Annotated in this window: 11 protein-coding genes and 1 pseudogene; 5 read left to right on the top strand and 7 right to left on the bottom strand. The window is 69.4% G+C overall.

From position 1 onward, the window contains the following. Positions 1-69 precede the first annotated feature (69 nt). A complete protein-coding gene (locus tag DI272_RS01365; RefSeq protein WP_109493296.1) occupies positions 70-741 on the bottom strand; it encodes an adenosylcobinamide amidohydrolase in 672 nt (223 codons plus the stop codon). 198 nt (positions 742-939) lie between these two features. On the opposite strand from DI272_RS01365, the gene DI272_RS45040 reads away from it, so the two are divergent. From DI272_RS45040 to DI272_RS01350, 3 genes are all read left to right on the top strand, one after another. Beyond that, positions 940-1,140: a hypothetical protein gene (locus DI272_RS45040; protein ID WP_258314415.1), complete on the top strand. Its 201-nt coding sequence runs from the start codon at positions 940-942 to the stop codon at positions 1,138-1,140. 444 nt (positions 1,141-1,584) lie between these two features. Next, a complete protein-coding gene (locus tag DI272_RS01355) occupies positions 1,585-2,004 on the top strand; it encodes an STAS domain-containing protein (protein ID WP_181387048.1) in 420 nt (139 codons plus the stop codon). A 394-nt stretch (positions 2,005-2,398) separates the two neighbouring features. Further along, entirely contained in the window at positions 2,399-3,508 is a 1,110-nt protein-coding gene (locus DI272_RS01350) for a hypothetical protein (protein ID WP_146238299.1), read from the top strand. Positions 3,509-3,540: 32 nt separating this feature from the next. On the opposite strand, the gene DI272_RS01345 is transcribed toward DI272_RS01350, so the two are convergent. The 5 genes and pseudogenes from DI272_RS01345 to DI272_RS46130 form a co-directional block, all read right to left on the bottom strand. Next, positions 3,541-4,716, bottom strand: a complete 1,176-nt coding sequence (locus DI272_RS01345; RefSeq protein WP_109500622.1) for a PP2C family protein-serine/threonine phosphatase — start codon at positions 4,714-4,716, stop codon at positions 3,541-3,543. A gap of 233 nt (positions 4,717-4,949) precedes the next feature. Continuing rightward, complete coding sequence (locus DI272_RS01340; protein WP_258314413.1) at positions 4,950-6,953, bottom strand: NAD-binding lipoprotein; 2,004 nt, start codon at positions 6,951-6,953, stop codon at positions 4,950-4,952. Positions 6,954-7,324: 371 nt separating this feature from the next. Continuing rightward, positions 7,325-8,278, bottom strand: a complete 954-nt coding sequence (locus tag DI272_RS01335; RefSeq protein ID WP_109493293.1) for a YihY/virulence factor BrkB family protein — start codon at positions 8,276-8,278, stop codon at positions 7,325-7,327. Beyond that, the gene (locus DI272_RS45035; RefSeq protein ID WP_181387047.1) at positions 8,279-8,431 is read right to left on the bottom strand and encodes a hypothetical protein; all 153 of its coding nucleotides are present in this window, start codon (positions 8,429-8,431) and stop codon (positions 8,279-8,281) included. A gap of 53 nt (positions 8,432-8,484) precedes the next feature. Continuing rightward, a pseudogene (locus DI272_RS46130) lies at positions 8,485-8,733 on the bottom strand (diacylglycerol kinase); the annotation flags it as partial. A gap of 299 nt (positions 8,734-9,032) precedes the next feature. On the opposite strand from DI272_RS46130, the gene DI272_RS01330 reads away from it, so the two are divergent. Continuing rightward, complete coding sequence (locus DI272_RS01330; protein ID WP_181387046.1) at positions 9,033-10,256, top strand: phospholipase D-like domain-containing protein; 1,224 nt, start codon at positions 9,033-9,035, stop codon at positions 10,254-10,256. Positions 10,257-10,869: 613 nt separating this feature from the next. Here the strand turns inward: DI272_RS01330 and DI272_RS01325 are convergent. Further along, positions 10,870-11,358 carry a MarR family winged helix-turn-helix transcriptional regulator gene (locus tag DI272_RS01325; protein WP_109493292.1) on the bottom strand — a complete coding sequence of 163 codons (489 nt, stop codon included), beginning with the start codon at positions 11,356-11,358 and terminating at the stop codon, positions 10,870-10,872. 118 nt (positions 11,359-11,476) lie between these two features. Between DI272_RS01325 and DI272_RS01320 the strand changes: the two genes are divergently transcribed. Beyond that, positions 11,477-11,803, top strand: coding sequence for a hypothetical protein (locus DI272_RS01320; RefSeq protein WP_258314412.1), 327 nt, complete (start codon positions 11,477-11,479; stop codon positions 11,801-11,803). Positions 11,804-11,871 lie beyond the last annotated feature (68 nt).

The following is an 11,871-nucleotide window of genomic DNA, read 5'->3' as shown; positions in this document are numbered from 1 at the left end:
ACGGCCCACGATCGATCGGGAGACCATGGCGCTCGGCACGCCAGGAACTCGCCGAGCTGATGTGTCACCTCACGGCTGGGCTGCAGTGCGTACGGCTCGGTGGACGGCGCGGGCCACACGCCCGCCCCACAGGGAACGAGGCCCGGCGAAGGGGACGGCCTCGTCGTCGGTGCCCGGGGTGCGGGCGGCGATACACACCGCATCGGTGGGAGTGCCGGAGCAGTCGTAGCCCGCATCGAGCAGGGCCTGCACCTTCGCTTCGGTGGCCGTGGCCACCGCGTTGACCAGCGCCGCGTCGGTCAGAACCACCGGCAGCGCCACCACGACGTTGATCGTGCCGGGTGCCGCTGCCAAGACGGTGTCCTCTGGGGCGGCAGCCCAGCCGCGGACTCCCAGCCCCACGGTGGCGACGGCCTCCACCCCGCCGTCGCAGGCGTGACCGAACGCCCGGACATCGGCGGCGGTCATCAGCCCGACCCCCGGCCCGCAGACGCCGGCTTCACAGGCCAGCTCGGCGAGGTGACGGTGTGGGTCGGTACGTCGGTAGCCGTGGGGCACCTGGGCGTTGAGGACCCAGGAACGTTCCCCGATACCACCGCCGAGAACGGCGCTGCTGACCATCCGCCAGCCGTCGCCCGCCTTCCACAGCAGGCTGTGCAGCCGCTCGCCGTCTTCAAGACGGGTGAGCTGCTGCACGGGCAGCAGGCCGGCAACCGGACGGGGTGGCGGAATGATGGTCATCGGGCAAAAACTCCTTGGACAGGCGGGAACCGGCTGATCGTACGTGTTCGATCTGGTCCGATCGCGCCCGGTCGCAGCGCCAGAGGCTGCCGGCCGAAGACGGCGGCGTCCTGCCTGTCGGGGTGGGGGAGTGGCGGTTCATCAGAACACCGTTGGTGACCATTCAGGCGCCCTACTCCAGACGGAGAGCGGCCAAGCGTGGTGAGCGGCGAGGCATCTCTTGTCTGTCACCGAAGTCGAACTCCCGGGCAGGGTCCGGCCGCGGGAGTCGGCGCGGCATCGCTCGGGCACGCCCTGGTCGACGACTACTTCGAGGCCGTGGCGGCACGCTGTCGGCCGAACACCCTGCTGGCCGCCGCCTATGAGCTGAAGGTCCTCTTCTCGGTGGTGCGACGGTGAGGCGGGTCTGTCGGCTCGGACCATCAAGCGCCGGCTCGCCAGCGGCTCCAAGTTGTTCGGCTATCTGATGCCCCGCGACGACCTGGCTATTGATCGCAACCCGGTGCCGACGGACCTGGCCAACCGCCGCCGCAGCGGCCATCGCGGCGAGCCACTTCTACGCACGCCCCGCACTCTCCCGCGCGTTCTCGGACCGGGCGAGGTCGAGATGGCCCTCGGCACGCCGAACACCTCGGTCACCACCCCTTCGGCCCGAAGGCGAGGCCGGCCGAGAAGCTGGACCGGCATCCCCCTTCCGCACGGGCCGTCTTGTGACGCAGCCGGCGCGGGTTGTACCCGAGCGGGTGAGGATGTTCCTCCGGTGCGGGGACATCCACCCCGTGAAGGGGTGAACAACGGTCGCGGGCCATGTCCGCGAGGGGGGCCGCACGCGTTGGTACGGGCATGAACAGCACGTCGACCCCTCCGATACTGACCGCCCCGGCTGGGAAGGCCGTGGCCCCCACCGAACAGGGCGCGGACGCCGCGCCCGGCCACATACTCACACTCTCCTGCACCACCTCCGGCGCCCACACCCTGCATGTGGCCCTGGCCGGAGAGGCCGACCACTTCAGCAGCCGCCCGCTGCGCACCCTGCTGGTCACCGCCGCCGTCCACGGCTACCGCACGCTGATCCTGGACTGTCACCGTCTGAAGTTCGCCGACGGCGCCCTGCTGTCCGCACTGGACGGCTGGCATCGCAGGGGCGGACACGTACGCATCGAACACCCGCCGCCCCAACTACGCCTGCTGCTGGCCGCGGAGGCCCGCCGCCGGCCCGCCCGCACCGGGCGGAGGGCGTCCGCGAGGCAGGTGGCGAGGTGATTTTCACCCTGTTCACCGCAGGCCCGCTTCTTCTGGCCCTGGCCCTGCTGTACTGGCCCGAACCGAAGGGTCCCCGAACGGCGGCCCGGCCCACCCGCGTGCCCACGAGCAAACCCAGACGCTCCGGTCGCCACCGCGTGACCCCCACCAGAACAACCACCCGACCACCAGGCCCACTGCACGCGAACTGACCCTCGACGGGCTGCACAGCGCCGCCGCACTGCGCAGCCCGTCCGCGTGTGTGCATCGCCCGTGTTTCCCGTCGGTGCGGTGCGGTTCGGTGCCAGACGGGGGCAGGGGGCTCTGGCCCAGGCCGCGCGTTTTTCGTCAGGTGTCCGCCCGAGCAGGAGGCACGCACCGAGCGCATCCGGGGCCGGTTGGGGGGGAGAGAAACGTGCAGGGAGATCCTGGCACACCACGACCGGCCACCAGTGGCGTGCACGTCGCGCCGCTCGTGCTCAAGATCCTCATCACCGTCGTCGTGAGCATGGTCGCGTACGTGCTGACCAATCTGGTGAAGCAGTCCGGCGACGAGTTGTGGAAGATCGCGGTGGCCGTCGTCATCGGTGGATCCACGCTCATCGTCCAGTACATGGTCGACTTCGAACAGCGGCTGGGCACGCTCGAGACCGGTCACATGGAGGGCAGTCGGCGGCTGGAGGAGCACTTCGACCACCTCAGTGACGCAGCCGCCCTGCTGAGCGATCTCGACGATGCAGGGATGAGCACCAGTGACGCCAAGCGCCTGATCAAGAATCTGAGGCGGGTCGGTCAGCAGGGGCCGGAGATCGTGAAGGCGTTCGCCCGCTCAGAGGTCGAGAGCCTCGCCTCCGTCGTCACTGACCTGACCGGGATGAGCGCGCACTGGCCACGGGACAACAACGAGTGGCTCATCCGGCTCACGCAGTGCGCCCAGCGGACCATCGACGCCACGAGCAGCTCCGTCGACCAGCGCTTCTGGGGCACGGACTCGGCGGGGCCGTATCTGGACGCACAGACCGAGGCGATGGGGGCGCGCCGGGTCACGATCCGCCGTCTTTTCCCTCAATGCCCGCCCCGCCCACGTCGAGCACCGACTCAGGCAGTTCACCCGCCTGTGGGACGCCACAACGGGCCTGCCGGACCAGGGCATCCCGCAGTCCGACCCGGCAGGATCGGACTGAAACACCCTCCACCGCCGACAGCCACCGGCGGCCCGGGCCCGGCCAAGCCGCCGATCCGTTCCGGTGGCCGTATCCCGCCGGATGACTGGGGACGCGCGGGGGATCGGCACCCGGTGTTGAAGGGTGCCATGGGCTGCCCCCTTCCTTGGTATGGGTGGGAGGCATCCGCGCATCCGCCACGACCGGTCCGGTCCGGGCAGCGGTGGACGGAGTACTGGTCATTACCTGCAGGAAAGACGCTCCGCGGTCTCCGTTGCACCCGTCCCGTGCAGGCCGATGGCCTCGGCGCCGCGCAGACACACCCATCAACGGCGCTGCGTGCGTCGGTGAAGCAGCCGTAGGCCGGCGGGAACGGCGGTGTTCCGTTCAAAGGTCACTGCGTCCGCGGTTTCCACTCGAACATCATGATGGTCGCGTCGTCCCGCAGCCGACTGGTCTCCACGTCCAGGATCGAGTGGATCAGCCGCCGCAGCGTCTCCGGGGCCAACTCTCCCGCGGCGGTCGCACGGATGACGTAGTCGGCGAACCGCTGGAGCCCGAACAGCTCCCCGTCCCGGGTGCGGGCTTCGGTGACACCATCGGTGTAGAGCAGAACACGATCGCCCGGCTGGAGGGTCACCTCGTGGATCCTGCGGTCGCGATCGCTGAGCAGGAACGGCAGTCCCAGCGGAGGGTCCGCCTCTCGTTCCAGGGCGTCCTCCAGCAGCTGTTGGTCGCGGATGAGCAGGGGTGCGGGGTGCCCGCAGTTGCACCACCTCAGAACGCCCGAGGCGAGATCCAGTTGGGCGAGAATGCCGGTGCAGAACTGGTCGGGCAGCCATTGGGCCAGGGCCTCGTCCACGGTCTGCGCCAGTTCCGGCAGTTCGGCTCCGACCCGGCGCGCGTTGCGGCAGGCCGCCAGGGCAAGGGCGCTGGTGAGACCGGAGGCGAGGTTGTGCCCCATGGCGTCGAGGACGCTGGTGTGGAGGGTCGTCTCGGTCAGGGCGTGGTCGAAGGCGTCGCCGCCGATCTCGTAAGCGGGTTCGAGTACGGCCGTGGAGACCACGCGCGCGTTGCCGATCGTCCGGGGCGGCAGGAAGGCGCGCAGCATCTCGGAGGGCAGTTGCATGCGTTCGGTGCGGGTGCGCTGGACGTAGGAGTCCTTGAAGGTGCGCCGGGAGGTGACCATCATCGCCACGAGCGTGGCCAGGGCCTTGCCGCGGTTCAGGCAGGAGGCGGTGAGGGAGGGGCCGTGGACGGCCAGGACGCCCAGGCGTTCGGCGCCGTCCAGCAGGGGGAACCAGGCTGTCATCGCGCCGGACTCCGTGGGCTCGACCCGCAGGGACTGGGTGCGGTATGTCCAGCCGGCCAGGGAGTCGTCGATGGGCAGGGTCGCGGTCACGTCGGTGAGTGGGACCAGGTGACGCTGCTGGATGTCGGCGAGGTAGGCCACCGCGTGATGCAGCCCGAGGGCCTTGGTGCAGCGGGCCATGGCGGTGGTGAGGTCGACGGTCCGGTTGGCCGAGTCGGCCAGGAACTGCTGCAGGTGTTCGTCACCGGCATCGGGCATGGTCACCCCGGCTCGCCTCCCTCGCGCCGTGTGCCGTCCGGCGCACGTCATCCAGCAGTCTCACACCGGGGGTACGAGGGCGCACGCGCACGGCCATTCCCGGGTGACGCGGGCGTCGAATCGGCATCGGCGCCCCACTACCCGCCAGAGGGTCGTACGCCTTCGAGGAACGCGCTGCGGTCGTGGCCCGCGCCCAGCGTCGTACGCAACGGACTGGCGGCTCACCCGCCCGGTCATCCGTGTTCCAGCTCCGCCGCGGGGACGTCGTTCTGGTGGGGGTGCCTGGTGAGGGGGAGGGGGAGCGGGTCGGCTTCGTCGGTGGTGGTCGTGCCGGGTCCGGGAGTCAGTACCAGAAGCTCGTCCTGGGCTGTCCACACCCGTCGTTCGGACTGTCCGGGACAGAGACGAATTCTGGGCGGCACGGAGTCGGCGCAAGGATCGTTGCTGCGGTAACCGATCGCGGCCTGTCCGCGGGCGAGTGCCGCCGCCGTGACAGTGGCGAACGACGCTTCGAGGCCGGGGCGGACGTAGTCGGCGGCGGGGCGCAGGGCCAGCGCTCCGCCGCGAGCGGTGAAGATCTCCTCGAACACGGCGGCGAGAGCGGGGGTGTGGGAGATCTGGGCCATGAGCAGCGCGGTCAGTTCACCACGGACGACGACGTCCGACGTGGCGCCCAGGGGGGCCAGCAGCCGGGCGCGGTGGTCGTGCAGCTCGGCCACCACGTGCAAGCGCCGGCCTGTCTCCTCTTCGTGAGCCTTGAGCATCAGCAGGGTCAGGAGGGTCTTGTCGTCGGGCCGTGCGGGCGCGGGTGGGTTCTCGTCGCGCAGGACGATGACGTTGTCGTAGCGGGAGGGGCCCAGGGCACGCAGGGTCTCGAAGCAGGTGGGGTCACCGGTGCGGTGGCTGACGCGGAGGCAGCCGGAGTCGTCGGAGCGCGACAGGTGGGCGGCTGCCTCAGACGCATCCGTCTCCGGATCGGTGACGACGTCCAGGACGGAGCCCGGCCGGGAGGTCCGGCGCAGGAGTTCCACGACGAACGGCGCCCTGCGGTTCCAGCCCAGCACCAGGGTGCGCCCCGGACCGTCAGCCCGTTCGACGGCGGGTGCCAGGGCGGTCGCGTCGATGTGGCCGCGGCAGTCGGTGGCTGGACCTGGGTGGTCGTCATGGGCGACCGTCACCAGCCGGTCGCCGGGACCGAGCACGGTGTCCGGCGGCGGGGTGAGGTCAGGTGTGCCGTCGGCCCGCAGGATTCCGACCACGCACGCGTCCTCGAAGGACAGGGCCAGTTCCTCGTACGGCCGGTCCGCCGGACCCGGGACCTCGAGAGTGTGGAACTCGGCTCCGGAGAAGTCGAGGAGGTCGCGCAGGGCGGCCGGCAGGCCCGGCCGGCGCGCCGACTGGACGAGCAGCCGAGCCGCGGTCCGATCGGCCTCCAGGACGGTGCTCCGCGGCCCGGCCGCCAGCCGTGCGGCATGCACATGACGGCTGTCGCGCACCGCCGCCACCAGGCGCGGTCCGGGCCGGGAACCGAGCAGGGCGCGCAATGCCAGGAGTGTGCGGATCACTCCTGCGTCGGCGTCGTCACAGGGAAGGATCAGGACCGACCGGGCCGCGCCCGGGTGCACTAGCGCGAGTGCCTCGGGGTCGGTCGGGGCACCGGTACGGCACACCAGCCGGGAGGTGTCCGCGATGCCGAGCCTCGTGGTGAGCTCGGTATGCATGTCGGCCGAGTCGCGCTCCGCGAGTACGGTGACCACGTGTCGGCCACGCCCGGACCGGGCCGCGAACAACTCGGCCACCACGGTGAAGACCTGCTCGGACCAGCCGAGCACCACGGTGTGACCCTGCTCCAGCACGATGGAGCGGCCCCGGCGCAGTTCCGCCAGCCGGTCGCCCAGACCCGTGGTGATCACACCCACGACCGTCGACACACACAGCAGGGCGATGAGGCCGAGGACCGCGGCGAGCAACATCCTCAGGGGCGCGCCGGTCACCCCGCTGAGCCGCAGTGTCTCGGCACTGGTACGCCACACAGCGGTGAGTCGGCCTGCCACGGACGGCGGCGCCTGCGGGTCCGTCCACACCAACAGCGCGCTGACCGGGACGACGAGGGTCAGGCAGCCCAGGGCGAGCCAGCCGAGCAGCGCTCCGGTGCTGCGGGCCAGCGTCCTGTCGAAGAGGTACCGCGCCCGATCACGTAAGAGAGGCGTCTCCTGACGCCGTCCCGCATCCGCCACGTGTTCTCCTCACTCCGCGTTCGGAGACGAAGCGTGCAGAATCCGACACCGGTGACACGCCGCCTCACCGGGACATTCATCCTTTCGAGCTGACGGGCCGAGCTGAAACCCGGCCCCGAAGCCCGGAGTTCACCACGGGGGCCTTGCAGCTGTGGCGCGCCACGGCATTTCGGCACGGTCCGCGCTCCGCGGTGGTCGCCCGGCAGCAGATGCGAGTACGGCCGCCACGGGCCTTCGACAGGGATGAGCACCCGCCCGAAGCGGACCGCACTGACGGCGGCGAGGCCGACGCAGGCAGCCGTGCACCGCACGCGCGGTCCGCTTGCCGGCGACGTTCCGGCGGGCTCCGCAAGGCGGCGTTCGTGCCCATGTCAGACCCCAGGGTCGTCCTGGACCGGTCCGGGGCGCCGACCGCGCGCCGCTTCCAGCTGTGCTGCGAAGGACAGTCCGAGCAGCAGGGCGACGGACGTGAGGTAGGCCCACAACAGCAGGGACATGAATGCGCTGAGGGGGCCGTAGACGGTGTCGAAGGAACCACTGAGGTTCAAATAGAGGCTCAGCGCCCAGGTCAGGGCCATCCACAGCACGAGATACACGGCTGCACCGAAGGCGAGCCAGGTGTAGCCGGGTTGGTTGCGACGTGGTGAACGGCGGAAGATCGCGCTTGCGGAAATGAGGGCGAGCAACAATCCGAAAGGCCAGCGCAGGATGTTCAAGGCGTGCAGGGTGCTGTCGCTGAGGTGGTAGACGGTGCCCGCCGCCGCGGCGAGGTCGTCGCCGGCCACGATGAGGACGAACCCGAGACCCAGCGGCAGCCCGGCGCTGAGCGCCATCACCAGACCGCGCAGGTACTTGAGGTGGAAGGGGCGGTCGCGTTCGTTGCCGTAGATCCGGTTGGCGCCCCGCTCGATCTGACACATGGCCGTGGTGACGTTGACCAGGGAGAAGACGGCGCCGAACCACAGAGCGACCTCGGCACCGGAATCGGAGTCGCGCCGGCTGCGGTCGAGTGCGTCGTCGACGACTGCCGCGCTCGGGCCCTGGGCAATCCGCTGAATCGTCAGTTCCGCGAGCCTGCCGACGCTCTCGGTGTGCAGGCTGGTGGACAGGCCGACGAAGGCGATGGCGAAGGGGATGACCGCCAGCACCGTCTGCAGGGCGAGGGCCCGCGCGTGGCTGAAGCCGTCGGCGTAGCGGAAGCGGAGGAAGGCGTCGCGCAGCAGGGGCCAGCCGCCGTACCGGCGCAGAGCTTGCCAGGCTTCGTCGCCGGACAGCTCCTCTCCGGTCATGTCGCGTGTCTCGGGGACCTTTGTCGCCGTACCCATTCACTCCTCCCGTGCAGGCAGCCGCATCACGGGCGCGCCCGGACTCGTCTCCACGCTCAGGCGGTGGCTGGACGTCACGGGGTCGCCGTCCAGTTCGCGGTGCTGGACGCGGTCGAAGGTGAACTCGGCGTGCCGGAAGGTGAAGAACGCCACGGGTGTGCCGGCGTTGAGTGCGCCTTTCTGCTCGCTGGGGCGCTCACAGCCGACTGTGGTGAGGCTGTGCCGCGCAGCAGCGTCCGCAAGGCGCTGATCCAGCCGCCGAGACCGTGTGGATCGACGATCGGCAGGTCGAGCCGTCCACCATCAGGTTGTGCGTCCGGCAGCAGCCGCACGCCGTGCGGCACCGCGCCGACGTCGCCGATCAGCACCATGCGGGCGGTGCGCCGGACAGCCGGGGTGCCGTCCAGCCGTGCGCTCACAGTGATCGGCGGAGTGCGCCTTACGGCCGTCGGCATGCTTGCTCCTCAGATCAACGTGTCACGGCGATGGCCGGCCCGAGGCCTATCCTCTGGCTCTCCGCCGTATGCCCGCTGAACCTCGGCCCAGACCCATGGTGATGGGTCTGCGGTGTGCAAGCGGCCGGTGGACGAGTCCGCGGCCAGGGACGGCGGCCAGGCTGCTGACCGGCATTCACCGCTTCTGCACGAAGGTGTCTGTTCGGAGGAGTACCGCAGTCACGGCCGGGCAAGCGGCTCCTCGGGCTTGCTGGTCTGCCTGCAGCGAGCCCGCTTCATGATCCGACGGGAGACAGCGTGTGATTCTTGACGGCATACCGACAGCCCCCGCCGGCGCCCCGGCTTCCGGTACTGCACCTGCCGCACCCGAGGCACGCAAGCAACGTCTGCGCCGCCGTCTGGAGCGGCTCATCGGTGTGGCTGCCACCGAGGGCAATGAGCTCGTCCGGCTGCGCAACGGTGATGAGATCTTTCCCGCGATGCTCGAAGCGATCCGTTCGGCTCGGCACACGATCGACATGATGACGTTCGTGTACTGGCGTGGACAGATCGCCCGGGACTTCGCCCAGGCCCTGGCCGATCGCGCACGGGCAGGAGTGCGGGTCCGTCTGCTCCTGGACGGCTTCGGGGCCCAGAAGATCGAACGGCAACTGCTCGACCTGATGGACGAAGCAGGCGTGCAGGTGGCGTGGTTCCGCAAGCCCGTGTGGCTGTCGCCCTTCAAACAGAACCACCGCTGCCACCGCAAGGCCCTCATCGTGGATGAATGCACCGCCTTCACCGGCGGTGTCGGCATCGCCGAGGAATGGTGCGGCGACGCCCGGGGTCCGGGCGAATGGCGGGACACCCATGTGCAGGTGCGCGGTCCGGCCGTCGACGGCATCGCGGCCGCGTTCGCGCAGAACTGGGCCGAATGCCATGAGGAACTCTTCGACGACCGCGACCGCTTCACCGAACACCAGCAGGCCGGTTCGGCCGTCGTTCAGGTCGTGCGCGGGTCGGCCAGCATCGGCTGGCAGGACATGCAGACACTCATCCGCGTCATGCTCACCTCCGCCGAGGAACGTTTCCGGCTCGCCACCGCCTACTTCGCACCCGACACGTACTTCATCGATCTGCTGTGCCAGACCGCCCAGCGCGGCGTACAGGTGGAAATCCTGCTCCCCGGGCCCCATACGGATCAGCGGGCCTGCCAGCTGGCCGGTCAACACCATTACGCACGTCTTCTGCAGGCCGGCGTGCACATCCGGCAGTACCAGCCGACCATGATGCACGCCAAGATCATCACGGTGGACTCGGTGGCCGCTCTGATCGGTTCCACCAACTTCAACCGACGGTCCATGGACCACGACGAAGAGGTCATGCTCGCGGTGCTGGACGAGACCTTCACGGCCTCACTCGACCGCGACTACGAAGAGGACCTGGAACACAGCGTCGATATCGATCTCACCCGCTGGAGACGGCGGACCCTGCTCCAACGCGCCAAGGAAACCGCCGTCACACCCGTCCGACGCTTCCTATGACGCCCATCGCGGCAATGGCCGCTGACGGCAGGTGTCACGGCGTAGTCGCTGGACAGGTCGAGGAACGTCATCGAATACGGTCAGGCACGCCATGATGAACTGGATCAAGTTGTTTGACCGGTTCGTGGCGGGCCTCGGGCCACCAGGCGCCGCAAGGCCGGGGAGTGACAGTCGGCCGACGGTGACACACTCACGGTTGCGGGGCACGCGTTGCAGACTCTCAACCTCCGGTGGTCGATGAGGCAGGAGGGGGTGCGTCCATGGAGACGGTCTACGGGTTCAACCTGATCCGTGGGTTTGCTCCGGCTTCAGGGGTGATGCCCGCATAGACGAACGACCACCGGCTGATCTTCGAGTCCCGAAACGGTGCTGCGGCCTGCATGACCAGCACCATCACCGGCACAACCGACCGCAGAAGCGGTCTGTAGGGACCTGAAGGAGCGTCATTTCTGATCGCTGGACGACAAGGCGTACGCCGTCTCACGCAAAGCCGTCTCCTCGCCACCGAACAACGGAGTAATGCTCCGCGACAACTCCCCAAGATCTGTGCCAGAACCGAGAAGTGAGAGCGGCTGTAGCAGCGGGCCGCGCCATGCCGACCTCGCCAAGCCCGCTAACGCGGCTGCGTGTTCCGATGCTGGTCGCCCGCCTGCCCCAAGGCGGCTTCGTAGTCGTGCAGGGCGGTGATGACCGTGGCGCGTTCCGCAGGGTTGAGACCGCGCATGACGGATTCCCAGGCAGAGGCGTTGCCGGAAAGCCATTCGTCGATCGGTGCGGCGTAGGCGGGGGCGATTGCGACGATGCGGCGGCGGCGGTCGGCGGGATCGGCAGTGCGCTGCAGGACGCCCAGCCGTGACAGCTCGCTGACCATGAGGCTGACGGTCGTCGGGGCCACCTCCAGCCGGGCGGCCAGGTCGTTGACGCTGGTGGAACCGTCGTACTCCAAGTGGGCCAGCAGCGCGAGATGCCGCGGTGCCAGGTCCAGGCCCTGGAGCGCCGGAGGGATGGGCAGGCGCTTGGCGCGGCCGACGAGCCGGGGCATGAGCAACAGCAGGGTGCGAACGGCCTCATCGACGGCTGGACCGTCCGATTGCGTGGACATGAGTGACCTCCCCCGGATACCTTTGAATGCAAAGTCTTTGTATTCAAAGGGGACGAGGTTCACTATGCCGCATCTGACCGTCCATCTTCCAGAGAGCAGGCTGACCGGTAAGGAACCCATGCTCGTCACCGCACTGACCGACGCGATCGTCGATGTCTATGGCGAGTGGGCCCGCGACCTCGTCAGCATCCGCCTGGCCGGAGTCCCCGCGGGCCGTTTCGCGCAGGGCGGCAAGGCCGTGGACACAAATGCCTCGGTGATCTTGGGTGTCCGCGCTGACGTGTTCGACCGCCCCGACGCCGCCCAGATCACCGCGCACCTCGGCACCGCGCTCACCGACGCGATCACGCGCGTCGTCGGTGATGACCTCCGCACTGGCACCATGGTCGAACTCGTGGCGTCACCGCCGGAACGAACCTTCGTCGGCGGCGCCCTCAGCGTGTGACCTCTGTGCTGCGGTCAGCGGATGGAGGTTGCCCGGCACGCCGGCACCAGGGGTGGTCCGACCGATGT

Origin of the sequence: Streptomyces sp. Act143, assembly GCF_003143935.1 — a bacterium.
Taxonomy (GTDB): Bacteria; Actinomycetota; Actinomycetes; order Streptomycetales; family Streptomycetaceae; genus Streptomyces.
This window is presented reverse-complemented; position numbering and strand designations above follow the sequence as displayed.